At 54.1% G+C, this 19,106-nt stretch carries 17 protein-coding genes; 6 read left to right on the top strand and 11 right to left on the bottom strand.

Translation table 11 applies throughout. The features are described from left to right. Positions 1 to 2 precede the first annotated feature (2 nt). Genes rfbB through rfbA form a run of 3 tightly spaced genes read left to right on the top strand, consistent with a single transcriptional unit; the run spans position 3 to position 2,861 of the window. Positions 3 to 1,058 carry a dTDP-glucose 4,6-dehydratase gene (gene rfbB / locus ACOVRA_RS09450; RefSeq protein ID WP_421720129.1) on the top strand — a complete coding sequence of 352 codons (1,056 nt, stop codon included), beginning with the start codon at positions 3 to 5 and terminating at the stop codon, positions 1,056 to 1,058. Then, the gene (gene rfbD / locus ACOVRA_RS09455) at positions 1,055 to 1,963 is read left to right on the top strand and encodes a dTDP-4-dehydrorhamnose reductase (RefSeq protein WP_421720074.1); all 909 of its coding nucleotides are present in this window, start codon (positions 1,055 to 1,057) and stop codon (positions 1,961 to 1,963) included. Before rfbB ends, rfbD begins: the two co-directional genes overlap by 4 nt. A 1-nt stretch (position 1,964) precedes the next feature. Beyond that, complete coding sequence (gene rfbA / locus ACOVRA_RS09460) at positions 1,965 to 2,861, top strand: glucose-1-phosphate thymidylyltransferase RfbA (RefSeq protein ID WP_421720075.1); 897 nt, start codon at positions 1,965 to 1,967, stop codon at positions 2,859 to 2,861. Between the two features lie 72 nt (positions 2,862 to 2,933). Here rfbA and ACOVRA_RS09465 read toward each other — a convergent pair whose 3' ends face one another. The 6 genes from ACOVRA_RS09465 to fsa all read right to left on the bottom strand — a co-directional run bounded on the left by ACOVRA_RS09465 (position 2,934) and on the right by fsa (position 9,390). Then, positions 2,934 to 3,854 carry a Gfo/Idh/MocA family protein gene (locus ACOVRA_RS09465; protein ID WP_421720076.1) on the bottom strand — a complete coding sequence of 307 codons (921 nt, stop codon included), beginning with the start codon at positions 3,852 to 3,854 and terminating at the stop codon, positions 2,934 to 2,936. Between the two features lie 61 nt (positions 3,855 to 3,915). Next, a complete protein-coding gene (locus ACOVRA_RS09470) occupies positions 3,916 to 5,055 on the bottom strand; it encodes an AGE family epimerase/isomerase (protein ID WP_421720077.1) in 1,140 nt (379 codons plus the stop codon). A 21-nt stretch (positions 5,056 to 5,076) separates the two neighbouring features. Next, a complete protein-coding gene (locus ACOVRA_RS09475) occupies positions 5,077 to 6,594 on the bottom strand; it encodes a phosphomannomutase/phosphoglucomutase (protein ID WP_421720130.1) in 1,518 nt (505 codons plus the stop codon). Positions 6,595 to 6,710: 116 nt separating this feature from the next. Further along, the gene (gene purU, locus ACOVRA_RS09480; RefSeq protein WP_421720078.1) at positions 6,711 to 7,577 is read right to left on the bottom strand and encodes a formyltetrahydrofolate deformylase; all 867 of its coding nucleotides are present in this window, start codon (positions 7,575 to 7,577) and stop codon (positions 6,711 to 6,713) included. 1 nt (position 7,578) lies between these two features. After that, a complete protein-coding gene (locus ACOVRA_RS09485) occupies positions 7,579 to 8,649 on the bottom strand; it encodes a mannose-1-phosphate guanylyltransferase/mannose-6-phosphate isomerase (protein ID WP_421720079.1) in 1,071 nt (356 codons plus the stop codon). A gap of 87 nt (positions 8,650 to 8,736) precedes the next feature. Beyond that, positions 8,737 to 9,390, bottom strand: coding sequence for a fructose-6-phosphate aldolase (gene fsa / locus ACOVRA_RS09490; RefSeq protein ID WP_421720080.1), 654 nt, complete (start codon positions 9,388 to 9,390; stop codon positions 8,737 to 8,739). A 275-nt stretch (positions 9,391 to 9,665) separates the two neighbouring features. Between fsa and galU the strand changes: the two genes are divergently transcribed. Together galU and ACOVRA_RS09500 are read left to right on the top strand one after the other, a co-directional pair. Beyond that, entirely contained in the window at positions 9,666 to 10,541 is an 876-nt protein-coding gene (galU, locus tag ACOVRA_RS09495; protein WP_421720081.1) for a UTP--glucose-1-phosphate uridylyltransferase GalU, read from the top strand. A gap of 158 nt (positions 10,542 to 10,699) precedes the next feature. Beyond that, positions 10,700 to 12,004: a UDP-glucose dehydrogenase family protein gene (locus ACOVRA_RS09500; protein WP_421720082.1), complete on the top strand. Its 1,305-nt coding sequence runs from the start codon at positions 10,700 to 10,702 to the stop codon at positions 12,002 to 12,004. 181 nt (positions 12,005 to 12,185) lie between these two features. Here the strand turns inward: ACOVRA_RS09500 and ACOVRA_RS09505 are convergent, their stop codons facing one another. From ACOVRA_RS09505 to htpX, 5 genes are all read right to left on the bottom strand, one after another. Beyond that, positions 12,186 to 14,081 carry an SDR family NAD(P)-dependent oxidoreductase gene (locus ACOVRA_RS09505; RefSeq protein ID WP_421720083.1) on the bottom strand — a complete coding sequence of 632 codons (1,896 nt, stop codon included), beginning with the start codon at positions 14,079 to 14,081 and terminating at the stop codon, positions 12,186 to 12,188. Next, on the bottom strand, positions 14,078 to 15,661 hold the full coding sequence (locus ACOVRA_RS09510) for a heparinase II/III domain-containing protein (protein ID WP_421720084.1): 1,584 nt from the start codon (positions 15,659 to 15,661) through the stop codon (positions 14,078 to 14,080). The genes ACOVRA_RS09505 and ACOVRA_RS09510 overlap by 4 nt, the downstream gene beginning before the upstream one ends. 9 nt (positions 15,662 to 15,670) lie before the next feature. Further along, a complete protein-coding gene (rpe, locus tag ACOVRA_RS09515; RefSeq protein ID WP_421720085.1) occupies positions 15,671 to 16,336 on the bottom strand; it encodes a ribulose-phosphate 3-epimerase in 666 nt (221 codons plus the stop codon). 65 nt (positions 16,337 to 16,401) lie between these two features. Beyond that, on the bottom strand, positions 16,402 to 17,796 hold the full coding sequence (locus ACOVRA_RS09520) for an RsmB/NOP family class I SAM-dependent RNA methyltransferase (protein WP_421720086.1): 1,395 nt from the start codon (positions 17,794 to 17,796) through the stop codon (positions 16,402 to 16,404). A gap of 68 nt (positions 17,797 to 17,864) precedes the next feature. Next, on the bottom strand, positions 17,865 to 18,794 hold the full coding sequence (htpX, locus tag ACOVRA_RS09525; RefSeq protein ID WP_421720087.1) for a zinc metalloprotease HtpX: 930 nt from the start codon (positions 18,792 to 18,794) through the stop codon (positions 17,865 to 17,867). Positions 18,795 to 18,840: 46 nt separating this feature from the next. On the opposite strand from htpX, the gene ACOVRA_RS09530 reads away from it, so the two are divergent. Then, entirely contained in the window at positions 18,841 to 19,065 is a 225-nt protein-coding gene (locus ACOVRA_RS09530) for a DUF1674 domain-containing protein (protein ID WP_421720088.1), read from the top strand. Positions 19,066 to 19,106: the final 41 nt, after the last annotated feature.

Genomic DNA, 19,106 nt, shown 5'->3' on the forward strand with positions numbered 1-19,106 from the left:
TTTTGTCAGGGCACACAGCCTTAGTCACAGGTGGCGCGGGCTTTATCGGGTCAGCTCTCGTAGAAAAGCTTATGACAGAGACAAACTGGAAGCTTATTGTCTATGATGCACTGACCTACGCGGGTAATGCTGCTAGTTTAGCGGCCCACGTCGGAAATCCGCGATTTACCTTCATCCACGCAGATATTTGCGATGCCAAAGCGGTTGCAGATGCCTTTGCCAATCACAATCCAAATCGCGTTTTTCATTTGGCAGCGGAAAGTCACGTCGACCGTTCCATTGATGCCGCAGCCAGCTTTGTAAGCACAAACGTTGCAGGCACGCAAATTATGTTAGATGCGGCTCGATTCGCATGGGCAGGGCAGAACGACGTGCGCTTCATCCATATTTCGACAGACGAGGTCTTTGGCGACTTGGCACCAGATGAGGCACCATTCAGCGAAACATCGCCTTATCGGCCGAGTTCACCTTATGCGGCGTCTAAGGCAGCCTCAGATCATCTAGTCCGCGCAGCTATCCGCACGCATAGCTTCCCTGCAATGATCTCCAATTGCTCGAATAACTACGGTCCTAGGCAGTTTCCCGAAAAGCTCATCCCCCTTATTATCCTCAACGCAATGGCGAGGGAAAAGTTGCCTGTCTATGGAGATGGTCAGAATCGGCGTGATTGGCTTCATGTAGACGATCATGCGGAAGCGCTGCTTGCAATTTCCGAGAAAGGACAGATTGGACAGACCTATTGCGTTGGTGGTGGAGAGGAATGCTCAAATCTGGATGTTGTTTTGCGAATTTGCGAATACTTGGACGCCCTAGACGGCCCATCAAAAGCTCCTAGGAGAGACCTAATCAGTTATGTAAAAGATCGCCCCGGTCATGACCGACGCTATGCCATTGATGCGTCGAAAATTCACCGTGAGCTCGGTTGGAGTCCGCAATACCACTTCAATGATGGATTAAGAGAAACCATTGAATGGTATCACGCTAATAATGCGTGGTGGCAGTCCATTAGAGCTGGAACCTATCGTGGGGAGCGGCTTGGACTAGTTGCCCACAGATGACCAGTAAGATATTGATCTTGGGCTCCAACGGGCAGATGGGGCGCGCATCTATGAGGGCCCTAACCCGCGAGCCAGATGCGATTGACGTAGTGGCTTTGGGCCGCGAGCTCGACATTTGTGATCATGCGCTGGTGGCTTCAAAGCTCAAGGAGATTAAGCCCGATATCGTTCTCAATACTGCTGCATTTACTGCCGTAGATGTTTGCGAGATTGACCCTGTGCGGGCGTTTGCAACCAACGCAACAGCGGTAGAAAATCTGGCCAATGTCTGTAGTGAATTGGGATCAACGCTCATTCATTTATCTACGGATTATGTTTTTGGTGATGAGGCCAGTGCGCCAATTCGGGAATCCGCCATTGTCGCACCCTTAAATGTCTACGGCAGATCAAAGGCCGATGGCGAGCGAGCCATCAAAAACGCGACAAGCGAGCACCTAATTATTCGTACATCTTGGATTTATGGTCCAGACGCCGGTAACTTCTTTGCGACAATTATGCGATTGGCAGGAGGGAAGGACAAAGTCACAATTGTAGAAGACGAAGCCTCTTGTCCAACGCTCGCGAATGACCTAGCTGACTGCTTGGTTAGGGTATGCGAGCACATCATCGCAGGCACTGCAACCTTCGGAACTTTTCATGTGGCTGGGTCACAAGGCGTGTCACGCCTAGATTTCGCGCGCGCGATTATGAAGGTCAGAGCGGAACTAGGCCTAAAGACTGCCCAAGTTGAAGCCACGACACAGGCAGCTTATGGTGCCCCCGCGCGTCGCCCAATAGACTCCCGCTTGGATTGCACAGCTTTTCTAAAGGCATATGGTACGCTGCCAAGAGGCTTGGATGCCTGCTTGCCAAGTCTGATTGGGCAGAACTCGATTCAACAATCAATGAAATCTAGGACTGATTAGGATGGCGAAAATAGCAAGAAAAGGCATCGTTCTAGCTGGAGGTACGGGTTCAAGGCTTTTTCCGTTGACACTCGCGGTCTCTAAACAACTCTTACCTGTCTACGACAAGCCGATGATCTATCATCCTATCTCCGTGCTCATGTTAGCGGGCATTCGCGACATTCTAATCATCACGACACCGCGTGATCGACCAGCTTTTGAGGCCTTACTCGGAGATGGTGAACAATTCGGCATTTCTCTGAGCTATGCAACCCAAGACGCGCCGCGTGGGCTAGCCGAGGCTTTTCTGATCGGGGAAACCTTCCTTGATGGCCAACCCTGCGCCATGGTTCTAGGTGACAATATCATTTATGGCGGTGGACTAAGAATGCTTTTGCAAGAGGCGTGTTCCAGGGAAAGCGGCGCAACTGTTTTTGCTTATCGAGTTAACAACCCATCGCAATACGGGGTAGTCAACTTCAACGATCAAGAACGCCCAATCGCCTTAGAAGAAAAGCCAATGTCGCCAAAATCCAATTGGGCGGTTACAGGGCTTTATTTCTATGACAATAATGTCGTCGACATCGCAAAAACGATCAAACCGTCCGCCCGGGGAGAGTTAGAAATAACGGACATTAACATCGCTTATCTCAACCTTGGCTTGCTCGAAGTTAAGCGCTTGGGCCGTGGCGCGGCTTGGCTCGATATGGGGACTACAGACAGCCTCATGGAAGCAGCCGACTTTGTACGAACGATTGAAAAGCGGCAAGGATTAAAGATCGGGTGTATTGAAGAGATTAGCTATAGAAACGGTTGGCTGAGCCTAGAAGCACTAGAACATCGCGGCTTTGAACTTGGCAACAGCGATTATGGAGCGTATTTACGAAAGCTCGCAACGGCGGAATATCCCAATCAGTAGTGAGGTATGAGTATAGGTAAATGGCGCGTAAGAATCTGTGGGCATAATCACATTTACAACTTAAAGTTTTAATTAGGCGCGGGTTGCCGTATCAATCGCCTCTGCAATCCTTACAGCCGCAGCACCATCAGCAGCTGAAATCACCACGGCGCGCTCGCATAGAATGGCGGCGATAAAGTCAGCAGTAGCCGCACCCATAGGATCGGGAATGCGGGTTGCAAAATCAGGGTGCAGGCCGAAGTCTGGCCCATCGCTGAAGCTCTTCGCAATGAAATCGATCGCTACTTCTCCACCAGTATAGCCAATGGTCATCCGGCGCTCACGCTCTTCAGCGGCGCGACTAGCAAAAAAGCGGGCCTCACCACCACCTTCAAACGTCAATACCGCTTCGACTGCATCAGGGTTTTCTGGTTTGCCTGCTAAGCGCTTGGCCTTAATAGCGACAGGCTCTGAGCGGAAAAGGAGTCGCGCTAGATCAATATCATGGACCATCAGGTCCAAGGTAACTGACACATCAGCACCCCGAATGCTGGGCAAACCGACCCGCGTGGCCTCTAACAACAAAGGTTGTTCTTCCACCTCTAACAAACCCATTGCCTGGAAGATGTAGCGCTCTTGATGACCGGCCTGCAGCACCACGCCGCGTTCAGCCGCGTGCTGGCACAGGATGTCGGCGTCTGCCGCTGTTGCGGCCAGGGGCTTTTCAACCAAGCAGTGCTTACCTGCGTCAATCGCCGCGCGGGCAACGCCCCCGTGCGCGATTGCTGGGGTGGCAACGACAAGCGCATCGACATCCGACAGAATTATCGACAAGTCAGAAAAGCCTTTAGTGCCCATTTCGGTGGCCAAAGCTTCTGCTCGGTCTGCATTCAAGTCAAAAATTCCGACCAAAGTGGCACGCGGATTGGCCTTAATCTTGTTGGCATGATTGCGGCCAAACACGCCGGCCCCTGCGACACCAATCCGGACCTGCTTTTCTAAAACGTCTGACACGTGGTGAGCCTTCTTATGGGTCCGACGCGCAGCCGTTCCTGTGCTGGACTTCCGCGCTTCGCTACTGTGCTTTTAGGCGGTCTGCAACCCGCAACACTTCGGCGAAAGCCAAAAACAAATGGTAAAAGGTCGATGTTGGCATAGCTTTGGCGGTGGGTTGTCCAGCCTGATCAAACGCATCGAGCCACCCCCCCAAGGGCTCAACCGCAAGATATCGATTGAGCAAAAGCTCCAATGTAGGCTTTAAAACGGGCAACGGATCAGCACCTGTCAGTTCATAGAGCGCAACAGCCGCCTTGAGGCGTTCGGTATTCGGCCAAGTGCGGGAACCAGCATCGATAAACCTGCCATCGTCCAGAATAACATTATATGTGGCTGCACTCGTGTGATCGACGCCCTTTTCTTCGCCAAAGGCAATCAGCCCTTTGACTAGATCTGTTACCTCGACACCCAATAATTTATGGGCGGAGGCCAAAATCCAAGCCCATTCAAATTGATGGCCGGGTTCTACCCAATGACCCTTTTCCTCGGTCAGGCGATCGAGATTGTCGTCGAAATACTCGCACAAGGTCCGACGTGAGGGGTCATAGAAGTGAGACTGAAACAAGCCGATAATCTCGCGCGCCAATCTGGCAAAGATCGGGTCTTGCGTGCTTTCAAAGCAGGCGAGGCAGGCTTCAAGCGAATGCATATGCGGGTTTTGCAGTCGCGGCCCTTTTACTGGAACTTGGTGCCAGAACCCAAGCTTGGGGTGGCGCATCTTGGTATCGATCAAAGTCACCGTCTGCTGCATCATATCCAAAACGTCAGGAGTCGGGCAAACGCGGTAGAACCAACCTAAAGAGAATAAGGCAAAGGCATTGTCATAAAGGTCCGTCGTCGGATCAACGACCTGATTGTCTGATGTGACCAGCTTGGCCCAGCCTAAATCTGGCCCCTGCCAACAATGAGCCACCATGGCCTCACACATTTTTTTGGCATGGGTAATGCCTGGCTGCCAGCCGAGAAGATAAGCATGCGAGAAGACATAGACCTGACGGCAGAATACCCGAACCCGCTTAAAGCCGGGGTCGGACAGTCCGCCGTCGAGAGCCAACTCTTCAACCGGGCCACCGTTAACATGGTCCCAGCCGCGCTCCGCCCAGAGGGGCAATGCATGATCAAACATCCAAGTGCGAAGGCGCTTGATCTCTATGTCCATAAATTAGTGCCCTTCTAAGGCTTAAACGGTTTGATTGTAATGTCCGACTTCAGAGAATGCTGACAGGCGAGGCTTGGCTTCTTCATGGAATAAGGCACGCATGTCTGCATCAGATACGGTGCTTTCAACGACGACCACCAGTTCCGGCTTGTTGGAGGAGGCGCGGACGAGCACAAATGAGCCGTCTTCCAGCGTGACACGCGCGCCATTAACCGTATTCACATCGCGGATCGAGCGACCAAGGATTTTTCCGCCAGATGCAGCCAAGGCGACATAGTCCGCCACGACGCGATCAATCACGCCATATTTGACTTCATCCCCGCAATGGGCGGACATGGTGAGTGAAGTCCACGTCAACGGCAGCTTTTGCTTCATTTCTGACAACTTGGCCCCGCCAGCACGATCCAACATCGCTAGGATCACGCGGGCGGCAACCAGAGCGTCGTCATAGCCCCGCCCGTAGGGCGCGCGTAGGAAAAAATGCCCGGACTTCTCAAAGCCCGCCAGAGCGTTTAGCTCATTGGTACGGCGCTTGATATAAGAGTGGCCAGTCTTCCAGTAGTCAACCTTTGCGCCATTCGCTTTCAAGACCGGATCGATCTCATAAGCTCCGGTGGACTTCACATCGACAACAAAGGTCGCATTTGGATGCAGGGCGCTCATGTCGCGGGCAAGGAGCAGGCCGATCTTGTCGGCAAAAATCTCTTCCCCGGAATCATCCACCACGCCGCAACGGTCGCCATCCCCATCAAAGCCTAGGGCGAGTTCTGCTCCAGTCGCACGCACGGTTTCAGCCATAGCGTGCAGCATTTCTTCGTCTTCCGGATTGGGGTTGTATTTTGGGAAGGTCCAGTCGAGGTCGCAGTCCATCTCAACCACATCCGCGCCCATGCGGCGCAACGCGTCCGGCGCATAGGCACCAGCTGCGCCATTACCGCACGCGACAACAACTTTTATCTGACGGCTCAGCTTAAAGTCGCCGACCGCATCAGCAATGTAGCGCTCTCGCATACCCTCAATTCGAGTAAGGCTGCCGCCCGGCCGCTCAACAAAAGAGCCAGACAGGACGATGTCGCGTAGCTTGCCCATTTCATCCGGCCCAAAAGTCAACGGCTTTTGGGCACCCATTTTCACCCCAGTCCAACCGTTTTCGTTGTGGCTCGCGGTCACCATGGCAACTGCCGGCGCGTCCAAAGCGAACTGGGCGTAATAGGCAACTGGAGACAAAGCCAAGCCAATATCTAGGACTTCGCAGCCGGCCTGCATCAAGCCGATCGTCAGAGCCTGCTTGATTGACAGGGAATAGAAGCGGAAATCGTGACCAACGACGACACGGCTCGCGCCATATTCGTGTAACAATGTACCAAGTCCAAGGCCTAGTGCCTGCACCCCGAGGAAGTTCAGCTCTGGCGCTTTAGCGTTGCCTTGAATGCCGAACCACCAGCGGGCATCGTACTCACGGAAACCGGTGGCCTTCACCAAAGGATTCATTTCGAAATCCAAAGTATTGGTGGCCAAGTCAGTTCGTGGCTTTGGCATGGTGGTATGCGTCATTTTGTAAGCTCCAATTGAAGTGGCAGTGCACTAGCGCGGATTGGGTTTAGAATAAAGAGAATGCGTTTAAAGGCTGCGCCATTGTGCCTACCCATGTTTGTTTATCGAAAGACAACTGTCCGATGACCGGCCAGCAGAATACGGTGTTCGCAATGCCATCTGACAGCACGAGCCAGCACGGTGCATTCTAAATCGCGGCCAATTTCGATCAAATCATCTGGCGTATCAGAGTGGGTGACGCGTTCCACCCCTTGTTCGATGATCGGGCCCTCATCCAAATCCGCGGTCACATAATGAGCACTAGCCCCAATCATCTTCACACCACGGGCATGGGCTTGGTGATAGGGCTTAGCCCCTTTGAAGCCCGGCAAAAACGAGTGGTGAATGTTTATGCAACGGCCGTGCAGGGCCGCGACAGTCTCTGGCGTCAAGACCTGCATATATCGCGCAAGCACCAGAAGATGTGCCTGATGCTCGTGCATAAAGGCCAAGAAGTCAGCTTCCGCATTTACCTTTGTTTCGGCCTTTATTGGACGATAGAGATACGGCAATCCATGCCATTGAACCTCTTCCCGCAAGTCCTCGTGATTTGAGACAACGCCAACAATATCTGCCCGCAACCAACCAGACCGCCAGCGATGCAAAAGATCATTTAGGCAGTGGCCAGACTTCGAAACTGCCAGAACAATGCGCGGCTTTTCTCCGGTAGGATGGAAAGCCCAGTCCATGCTGTAGCGTTGTGCAATAGGCGCAAAGCCAGCCTCCAACTCGATCAAAGGCAAAGGTGCAGCCTCCGAACTTGATTTAAAGGCCGTCCGCATAAAGAAATGGCCTTCAAGCTGATCGTGGAAATGGTCCGCTTCTTCGATGGTCAGGCCGCGGTCTGCAAGAAAGCGTGAGACCGCAGCAACAATCCCTGTTTGGTCTGGGCATCTGACAGTCAGAATGTAGTTGAAATCTCGCGGCATTCTAAATCTTCGTTCGGAAGGCATCCGCTGCAAGACGAACATCTTGCGCGCGATCCTTGTGCATAACTAAAATGCCCTGAGCCGTGGCAATCACAACCAGATCCTTCACCCCGATCAAGGCGACGGGGACATCTTCTGAACGTGCGAGGCAACCTTGCGCATCAAACATCGCTATTGGCCCTTGAGAGACATTGTCATCAGCGTCCTTTTCGGCCAGATCCCAGAGCGTCAGGAACGAACCAACATCGTTCCAACCCATATCCACTGGGACAACGGCCGCGCAGTCTGTTGGCTCCATCACGGCATAGTCAACCGAGATAGAAGGGGCTTGGATGAAGGCGGTTTCCTCAAGAAAAATGCGGCCTTCCTCGCGGCGGCTGTGGACCAAGGCCTCGCGCGCTGCGATCAACACTTCTGGTGCATGCGCCTTAAGTTCCGCCAAAAAAGTGCTGGCCTTGAAGAAGAATATGCCGGCATTCCATGCGTAGTGACCATCAGCCAAATAGGTCGCTGCGGTTGCTAAATCAGGCTTTTCTCGGAATGCCTCAACCGCAAAAACTCCCGGCCCCAAAGAATGGCCGCTCTTGATGTATCCATAGCCCGTTTCGGGCCCAGTGGGGGTTACGGCAAAGGTTACGATTCGACCGTCAATTGCGGCGGCACAGGCATCCAGGCAGGCTTTATGCAGGTTTTCCGGGCGGGCAATGACGTGGTCTGCCGGCAAAACCAGCATCAGCGCTTCTGGATCACGTTCGGCTTGAATCAGAGCGGCAACCGCGAGTGCCGGTGCCGTATTTCGCGGCTTAGGTTCGAGAACGATCGTCGCGTCGGCTATTTCCTCGCGTGCGAGCTCTTCTGTGACTTGCACGAGATGACTAAGGCCACAGATGACAAGCGGCGCACCGAATTGTGCGGCTTGATCAACCGCCACACGCCGTAATGTTTGCCCAAACATTGTTACAGTACCAACCAAGGCATGGAATTGCTTCGGCTTGGACTGAGTCGACAAGGGCCAGAGACGCGAACCCGCGCCACCCGACAAGATAACAGGTGTAATTACTGGGGATAGCATGTGTGTCGCCAAAAGCTTGCCCTTATGCGCTGGGGTTTTCCCATCGGATGATGGGTGTCCCATTCTGGCTCGATCCCCCCCGCCGATCTAAAGGATCGACTGACCGGTCTTTGCCCAATCTTTCATGAACGCTTCTAGCCCGAGATCGGTTAAAACGTGCTTATAAAGCGCGTGGAAAACCGCGGGTGGTAGGGTCGAGCAATCCGCGCCAGCAAGGGCCGCATCGCGAACGTGCATTGCAGTGCGGGCGGACGCAGCCAAAATTTGGGTCTCAAAGCCATAGTTGTCATAAATAACTCGAATATCGCGGATCAGTTCCATACCGTCTTGGCCATTGTCGTCGAGGCGACCGATGAAGGGTGAGATATAACTGGCTCCAGCCTTAGCGGCCAAAAGAGCTTGGACGGCCGAAAAACACAATGTGACATTTACAGGTGTCCCTTCGTCGCTCAAGGTCTTGCAGACTCGAAGCCCGACAGGCGTCAATGGTAATTTCACAACCACATTCGGCGCAATCTTCGCCAAATACCGACCTTCTGCCAGCAAAGTGTCGTAGTCACTAGCCACAGCTTCTGCACTAATCGGCCCCGGAATCAAGGCGCAAATCTCTTCAATGGCCTCAGCAATTTTGCGCCCGGATTTAGCGATAAGGGATGGATTAGTGGTCACGCCGTCGACAAGCCCCGTGGCGGCCAGAGCCTTTAAATCTGCGACTTCGGCGGTATCAATGAAAATCTTCATAATGGTTCCAGTCCTTTGTTGCGACGGGCGCGTGCTCAAGATGCCCGCATAAAGCACCGAGGACGTACCCTCAAGGCCAGCGTCCAGTATGTCCTCGCCATGTTAGTTCCATCGCTGCAAAAAACACCGCCCTGCGGCCGCCTGTGGCATGATTTCTGCTCTTTCTCGACACAATACATTCGCGACGGTTTTTGTCTTCTGCAACAGCGGGTGGGCACTGCAAAGCGGACGGACTATAGAGCGCTGATATTTGCGCCGGCTCGTGGAGAATAGTTATGCAAAAAATTCGTAAGGCCGTTTTGCCAGTGGCAGGGTTTGGAACGCGCGTTCTGCCAGCCACCAAGTCATTGCCCAAAGAAATGTTGCCAGTATTTGATCGGCCTGCTGTCCATTGGGTTGTTGAGGAGGCACTAGAAGCCGGCATTGAACACTTTGTATTTGTGACCGGCCGAAACAAGAATGCCATCGAAGACTATTTTGATCGGGCCTATGAGCTTGAAGATTCGCTGCGTCGGGCGGGCAAGACCGTCCAGTTGAAAATGCTGGAAGATATGTTGCCGGAGGCAGGCTCCAAAAGCTTTGTGCGCCAGCAATCGCCACTGGGCCTTGGTCACGCAGTTTGGTGCGCCCGAGATATCATTGGGAATGAGCCTTTTGCCGTTTTGCTGCCAGATGTATTGGTCCAAGCCAGCCCTTCCTGCTTGGCACAAATGATTGCTGGCTATGAGGAAGTTGGTGGCAATGTCATTGCCGTTGATCCTGTGCCAATCGATCAGGTTTCGAGCTATGGCGTCATCGCGCACGGCCCAAAAGTTGGCAAATCCATGCCGGTTACGGGCATGGTCGAAAAGCCAGCCAAAGAAGTCGCACCTTCAAATCTGCGCATAACAGGGCGCTATATTCTCCAACCTGAAATTTTCCACTATCTTGAAACTCAGGAACGGGGGGCAGGCGGCGAGATTCAACTAACCGACGCCATGTTGCGTCTCATGGAAGTTCAAGCCTTTCATGCGGTAGAGTTTGCGGGACGCGACTTTGATTGTGGCTCACGCATTGGCTATGCAGAAGCCTTTGTCGGCTACGCTTTGAAGGACCCAGAGCTTGGGGCAGATGTGCGCGCGATGATCGAAAAACTTCTCGCCCGAGACTAAACAATAGAGAATTCCGCGTTGCGTGCTGCGCTGTTGCGGAATTAGACTTATTTTCTTCAAACCCATCGCTTAAAGAGACAGGCAGAGGTTTGAAGCATACGAGCCGCACCAATTGGCTCGGCTTCACAAAACATCCTCATTAGACAAGGGTTTTTAAAATGCGCGTTACAATGGTCGGCACAGGATACGTTGGGTTGGTTTCAGGTGCATGCTTTGCAGATTTCGGCCATCAAGTGACCTGCGTCGATAAGGATGTTGGGAAGATTGAACGCCTACATCAAGGGATCATGCCGATCTTTGAACCGGGGCTTGAAGATCTGGTTGCCTCGAATGTTAACGCAGGCCGCTTGTCATTTACCACAGACTTGAGCGATGCGGTAAAAGATGCAGATACGGTTTTCATCGCCGTGGGAACGCCCTCACGCCGCGGTGATGGACATGCCGATCTGTCCTATGTTGAGCAAGCAGCACGCGAAATTGCGGAGCACATGAAGGGCTATACTGTGGTGGTCAATAAATCCACCGTGCCTGTCGGAACCGGTGATTTGGTGCAGGGGATCATGTCGGAAGTGAACCCTAAAGGCGACTTCTCTGTCGTTTCAAATCCCGAGTTCCTGCGCGAGGGGGCAGCGATTGGCGACTTTAAACGACCAGACCGAGTTGTTGTAGGCACCGAGGATGAACGCGCTCGGCAAGTGATGCGCGAGCTCTATCGGCCGTTATTTCTGAACGAGACGCCGATCCTGTTTACGGACCGTCGGACAAGCGAGTTGATCAAATATGCTGCCAACGCATTCTTGGCAGTCAAGATCGCCTATATCAACGAAATGGCAGACCTTTGCGAGCAAGTAGGCGCCAATGTGCAAGAAGTAGCGCGCGGCATTGGCTTGGATAATCGGATCGGCAAAAAGTTTCTGAATGCAGGGCCAGGTTATGGTGGATCCTGCTTCCCGAAGGACACGCTCGCCTTGATGCGAACTGCACAAGAGTCCCACGCACCCGTGACCATTGTCGAGGCTACTGTTGCCTCGAACACAAACCGGAAGAAGCGTATGGCTGGCAAAATTATTGAAGCTTGCGGCGGGGATGTTGCTGGCAAGACTGTTGGTATTTTGGGCCTGACGTTCAAGCCAAACACCGATGACATGCGCGATTCCCCTAGTTTGGACATTGTTCCAGCCTTGCTAGCAGCGGGTGCCAAAATCCGAGCCTATGATCCAGAAGGTATGGAAGAGGCCAAGAAAGAGCTGTCTGGCATTGAAATGGTTGGTGGGCCGTATGAAGTCGCAGATAATGCTGATGCAATTGTCATCCTGACTGAATGGGATCAGTTCCGCGCGCTCGATTTTGAGCGCATTGCCACGCAAATGAGAAAGCCAGTCATGGTGGACTTACGCAATATCTATAATCCAGATGATTTGCGCCAAGATGGCTTTACGTATGTGAGTATCGGCCGGAAATAGTCGCTAAATTCAGAAATCGTAAGTGATTTTTGAAGAGCGCAAGGTTAAATCGGAACTTTTGGATCATTCCTAATCGCCGCGAGCCCATGGCAAAGTCTTGGGAGAGTTCTATCCTCCTGTGGCCGCAAGTACGGAAAAAGTTGGCGGCATTCAAAGAGTCGCACCAGCTCTATCGCCGTACCTAACGACCAGCCAGATCAATGTTTGCCATTGAAGACTGCTGCGCCTCACCACGTCTGAAGCCCGGCAAGATACGTTGCAACCACATCAAAGCGGCGGTTTCCTTGTCTTTTCGGGCTGCATCGAGCACATGATCGATAAGGGTTCGCAGGTTTTCGGGCGGCTCCATGGGATCGCTGGCTACAAGGACACCTTCAACAGGCGTGTTCTCAACGCGCTCAAACGTATGGAACAATTCCTCGTGCAAGCGCTCGCCGGGGCGAAGGCCGGTTTCAACAATCGCAATATCGCGCCAAGGTTCCTTGCCCTTCATTCGAATCATGGCTTCAGCCAGTTCCATAATCCGCACGGGTTCGCCCATATCCAGGACGAATTGGCCGCCGGAAATAGTGCCACCCTTCTCTGCACCAATGGCAGCGGCTTGCAGCACCAGCGAACTGGCTTCCTCAACCGTCATGAACCACCGCGTCATCTCCGAATGGGTGATCGTAACAGGGCCACCTCGGGCAATTTGGCGCTCAAACACGGGCATAACCGACCCGCTCGACCCCAAGACATTGCCGAAGCGGACGGAGTGGAATGCCCCTTTCGCGCGGCGCGAACAGTCGCGCACATACAATTCCGCGACGCGCTTCGCGGCCCCCATCACATTGACGGGATTCACCGCCTTATCTGTCGAAATGAAAACAAAGGATTCCACGTCCACGGCCATAGCCGCATCGGCTACCACGCAAGTGCCGCCTAAATTGACTTCAAGGGCCTCGCAGAAATGGCCCTCCATCATGGGCACATGTTTGTTTGCGGCCGCGTGAACGACGACATGGGGCCGATACTTGTCAAAAATCGCATTGATGCGCTGGGCGTCGCGAATGTCACACAAGCGTGCCACAATATCGACATTTGGATGGGTTGCCCGGATCTCCGACGAAATCTGGAAAAGATTATTCTCAGACGAGTCAACTAAAACGATCCGACTGGGGGAGAGCTCAGCGATTTGCTTGACGATTTCGCTGCCAATAGTCCCGCCCGCACCGGTCACCAAAATCTGTTTAAACCGCACAAGACCGCGAGGTCCGCGTAGATCGAGCTCTCGGCGCGTGCGACCAAGCACATCGGCGGGGTGCACCGCCCCCAAGGTAGCCCCGGCACCTTCAGGAATGCGCATCAAGGCGACCCCTTTACGCGCCGCTACCTGTAGCGCCACTTGCGCAGCGCGCCGGGCAGGATCACGGCCAATCAAAGCAATCCGCACTTCGGAGTTACGGGAGAGCGCGTCGGTAACAAGGGCTTCGAGTGTCTCGAGGCCACCAAACACCCGTGCTCCCGCAAAAATCTTTCCGACTTGTGTACCCATGGTTGAAACAATGGCGATCGGCCGAATGGGCAATGGCCCCGTTAGACGCGCTGCGTGAATGGCTTGGGTAATTGCATCCGTGGGGCCAACCAAAATAGTCGCCGGCGCGTTCGGGGCGATCGTACGGAACAACGCACGTATGCCACCACCGGATAGCACCCGAGCAAAACCACGGGCAGCAGCCATCAGAACGAGCGAAACTAAGGCTGCCAAAGCGGGTGATATGCGCGGTACGGTCACAGAGGGGTCGACGAAAAACAAAACCGCGACCGTTCCAATGCCAGCAGCTGCGATTGCTTGTGACAACCGAACCAAGTCATCCGCTGAGGTCCAACGCCAGACCAATTGATTGAGACGAAAAGCGACCAAAGCTGCGGCTATCGCCATCCCATAACAAACAAGCGCAATGATTGTGCCTTCAATCGAGGCGGGTGCCAGCCCGATGCCGTAAGCCAAATAAAGCGCCAGCCAGAAGCTGAATACAGCTAGGGCGATATCGATCAAATAGCCTGTGGAAAAGATTTTTAGCTTATGACGGGTCAAATCAAATCCTCAAACTGAAGGTCCCAACGAATGATCAAGTCTTTGCCGGTGTCGGTCGCTTTGGGGGTAACAAGCAATTGATGGCGGCGATTTTGTGACAAACTGGTAGAAAAATGCATATTCGACTGATTTATCTGAGTATCAAAACCAAGGCAACGGAACCGCCAAGCCTGTCGCGCTGGTGTACGGATCATTACGCTCTCGCCGTCGCGGCTGAGAACAGGATCGCAGCCTTCTCCCAAATCGAAGATTAAGCCGCGCACTTGCACGCGGGACCCATTCACGCCTGAAAACAAGGCATCTTCACCGTGAATGTGCCTGCCGTCCTGTCGGACCTTCACGGTACGGACGCAAGTGTGGCGATGGCCTTCTACCTCAAAGCTGGATTTGCCTTCCAACAGCGCATGGCCATCGTCATCGCGACGGCGCATTTGCGGGTCGAGCATCTCCACTTGTCGGGTGAACTCCAATGCTGAGACGCCAAGGGAGCTACAGGAAATAAGCTCAACACCTCCTGCTTCCACTTCGCAAATTGGCCCCGCTTGCGATTGCCCCATTGGTGTGCGTATCCAAAGTCGCGTGGAACCAGCTTCCACAAAGCCAATATGCCCGGTTTTAAGAATTGAGGCGCGTCGCCAACGTCCAGGTCCCAAAACCGATTCAACAAGACCGCCATAACCACGTTGCTTATTGAAAGTGACGAGCGATCCGTCAGAGCGCTGCAAAGTCGCGAGCGCGGTTCGCACGCGTTCATTGATCGGCTCAACCTCAATAACCCGAGTCATCATCGCCAAATCTGCAGCGGCCGATAACGTACCCAGGGGCGAACCGTCGGCAAACATGCCATCTGCGGCGATAAGTTCCTCTAAACGTTCCAAAGCTTCATCAAAAGTAGCTTGGCGTAACAAGCCTGGCGCGCTGCCTGTAACACTCACTAGTGCCGAGGCCCGTGTCCAAACAGCACGGCGATTCAAAGGCTCCCAGCCTTGGGTGAGACTGGCCAATAATCCGCGATCTGGCTCTACCAAGCGTCCAATGTCTGCCAAAAGGGCATGCCAGATTCTGGCCTGCAAATTGGCTGAAAAGCCTTGCGCCATCGGAAGTAGGTGGGCCAGCCAATTGATCACTCTACGACCACGCCAGACCATGATTTCACTGCGACTAGGTCCGCTCGTCGCAGCCCTCCATTTAGCCAATCCAGATTGAGGTTCCTGCGCTTGGCGCACAAACCATTGATCGAGCCAAAGTTCCAATATCGGGACTAGATCACCATAGGAAGGCGACAAATCGCGCAAGAATTCAAAAGATGCAGTCCAACTATGGTTCATCGTGGCAGGCAGCGAGAACGGTCCGAGAAAGGGATCGAATCCGCCAAGTTCCGTGCGAGCCGGAGTTCGCCCCTGCAAAAGGTCTAGCCCCTCTTCCGGCACCGAAGGACGAAAATCCGGCAATGGATGCCATTGCCGCGGCACTAAGGCACCGTCGTCCGCAAATACACCGACCTCAAACAAACCGCGCAACTCATGCCCGAAGCGCGCTTGACTGCCCGCCCCTGACTGATTCTTGGTTTGGATTGGCATCTGAGGCCCCTAGCCCGCTGCCGCTTTGAGTGCGGCGATATTGGCCTGATAACTGAGTGGTCCACCTTTAAAGACTGCTGTCCCAGCGACCAAAGTGTCGGCTCCGGCATTGAAACAGTCGCGCGCTGTTTGCGGATTAACCCCACCATCAACTTCCAGCAGGATTTCCCGCCCCGTTTGGTCAATCATTTTACGCAAGGCTTCAATCTTACCTAATTGACTAGGCAAGAAGGTCTGGCCGCCAAAACCTGGATTAATGCTCATCACCAAAACAAGGTCGACCATATCCATGACATGAGCCAAGACGGATTCATGGGTGGATGGGTTCAAAACGACACCTGCCTTCTTACCCAAGCTTCGGATTGTCTGCAGGCTGCGATGTAAATGAGGTCCAGCTTCTGGATGGATCGAGATGATGTCCGCTCCGGCTTCGGCAAAGGCCTGCAGATAAGGATCGGCTGGCGCGATCATCAAATGCACGTCAAACGGCTTGTCTGAGTGCGGCCGCAAGGCCTTCACAACTTGCGGACCAATTGTGATGTTAGGCACAAAGTGGCCGTCCATCACATCGATGTGAATGAGATCGGCTCCCGCTGCTGTAATTGCCGCAACTTCGTCGCCAAGTTTAGCAAAATCCGCAGACAGAATGGATGGGCTGATGAGAAGCTTTGACATGGTTTGATCATGCTCTGTTTCGGGAGGTCACTGCAAGATAGCAATTCGGCCCTCGAGCCGTGAGCCTATTCAGGCTTCACAAAGCGCGCGATGAAAAACCCGTCCATGCCGCCACGATCGCCCCAATAGTAAGGAAGAATGCGCAGACAGCCTTGCTCAGTCACCGCTTGGCCCAAGTCAGGAACCTCATCCGGTGCGATCGGGGACAATTTCAGCCCGGCTTCAATCGCAGCAGACACAGCAGGATCGGCCTCTTCTGGCTCTAGCGAACACACTGCGTAAACAAGCCGGCCGCCAGGCTTAAGAGCTGCCGCAGCGGCCTTAACAAGCTCAATCTGCACAGCGGCAAAACGCGCTACATCACTCGGTGTCTTGATCCAGAGCGCTTCTGGATTGCGGCGTAGTGTCCCTGTCGCACTGCACGGTGCATCCAGAAGAATAGCGTCAAAAAAAGGTTCCTCAGAAACCGTTCGTGCGTCGGCGACTTGAAGGCGGGCAGTCAAACTGGTGCGGGCAAGGTTTTCAGCCACGCGATTAATCCGCGCGGCATCGAGGTCTAGGGCCGTAACGTCGGCCCCTGTCGCAGCCAATTGCATCGTCTTGCCGCCAGGCGCGGCACACATGTCCAAGACTTTCTCGCCGACTTTGGTTGCCAATAGCCGCGCTGGCAGAGCCGCTGCGGCGTCTTGAACCCAATAATTGCCCTCGCCCCAGAGCGGCAGAGTGGTTACATCGCTGGGTGTTTCCTTCAGACGGACGCTGCCCGTCGGCAGGACAATGCCGTCAACTGCTTCGGCAATGGTTGCAGCATCACCCTTCGTGGTCAGATCAAGAGCGGGCTGGCGAGCGAGGCTTTCAGCAATCGCGTCTGCCGCCTCGGCTCCATAGGCAGTGCGCCAACGGTTCCACCACAAGGCGGGCACGCGCTCACGGTCATGGGGTCGCACCAAGGGCTCTGTCGCGATCCGGCGCAGAACCGCATTTATAAGACCGGCGAACCCGCGTCCGGTTGCCTCAAACTTTGCTAGATCGACAGACCGACCGACCGCCGCGTGGGGTGGAGCCAAACCTTCGATCAATTGAGCGGCACCAACGCGCAACAGCGCCTTTGCAAAATGCGCGCTGTCCGGCAGTGGTTTAGCCAGTTTAGTTGCCAGCACCGCGTCGACGAGGCCAAGCGCGCGCAAAGTTGCCAAAGTCAAATGGGCAGCAAAGCCACGGTCACGCCCATCGAGGCGAACAAACGCCTGCTCCTTCCGCATCGCTTCTTCTAAGGTCCAACGCTGATCGACAACATGGGAGACGAGGCAAACAGCGGCAAAACGCGCAGGGTCTGGATTAACGAGGGCGCGCGGCGCGCGGCGGTCGCCTGCCCCATTTGGGCCGGAGTCCCGACGAGGAGAACCAGAATGCGGCTTACGGGAACGCGGACGTTCAGGATGGGATGGATCAGACGGCATGGGGCAGGCTCCTGCGCGTCCAACTGCCCTGGGTCAAGTGCCAAGACAGACAGAGGCGCACGTCCCAATCATCCCCATGGGCCTTTCTTACGCCCCCAAGGCCCAGATGTTTGCTTAGAACCTTCATCCAATCCCAGATTATTGCCGGGCAAGTCATTGCCTTTCAGAGCTTGCAGCTGTGCCACGCGGTTCTCAGTAGCTGGGTGCGTGGAAAACAAATTGTCGCGCAAGCCACCTGCTAGCGGATTGATAATAAACATATGGGCCGTCGCGGGATGACGTTCAGCATCTTCATTATGGACTTGGCGCGCGCCGTGCTGAATTTTCTGGAGGGCAGAGGCCAACCATTGCGGATCGCCCGCAATCTCGGCACCCAGCCGGTCAGCTTCATACTCGCGCGAACGACTGATGGCCATTTGCACCACTGCGGCAGCCATAGGAGCGAAAATCATCATTGCGATCATCGCAATCGGATTCGGCCGTTCCCGGTCGCCACCAAAGAACATGGCAAAGTTTGCCAGCATGCCAATCGCGCCCGCCAACGTCGCAGCAATTGTCATGGTCAAGGTGTCATGGCTTTTCACGTGCGCGAGCTCATGGGCCATGACACCGGCAATCTCTTGTCGGTTAAGCATAGACAAAAGCCCAGTCGTGGCCGCAACGGCCGCGTTCTCTGGATTGCGGCCAGTCGCAAAAGCGTTGGGCTGTGGGTTCTCAATCACATAAATGCGCGGTTTTGGCATATTGGCCTTTTGCGCCATGGTCAGAACATCCTGCGCATAAGTCGCGATCAAGGGGTCGCGGTGATCCGGCCCAACCTCAATTGCCCGATAGGCGCTCAAGACCATTTTGTCAGAGTTCCAGTAAGAGAACACATTCATGCCCGAAGCCAACACAAAGGCGATGGCCATGCCACCTGCGCCACCGATCAAATAGCCAACGCCCATAAAGATAGCGGTCATGGCGGCTAGAAGCATGAAAGTCTTGGTGGTGTTCATAGAAAGCTCGACTCCGATTGGGCTGGGCCTATATGTAGGGGCTGTGATGATTGAAAAAAGCGCCCCGCCCGTCTCATTGCCTTCACCAGTGCGTGAAGGCGAGTCATTCGACCTGAGCACGCCATCAGGCCGAGCTTTGGCAGAAGCGGCTGCCCGGCGCGCGCAAGCAGAAGCAGAAATGGCCTTAGCGAGTGAAATCAATGGTCCCAAAGGGGCTGAACCAACCCGCTTCGGCGATTGGGAACGCAAAGGCATTGCTTACGATTTTTGAGCGCCGGTTGGTGTGTCAGATCAAGACATGAAGTCGCCTCA

Origin of the sequence: Aquidulcibacter sp., assembly GCF_049239865.1 — a bacterium.
Taxonomy (GTDB): domain Bacteria; phylum Pseudomonadota; class Alphaproteobacteria; order Caulobacterales; family Aquidulcibacteraceae; genus Aquidulcibacter.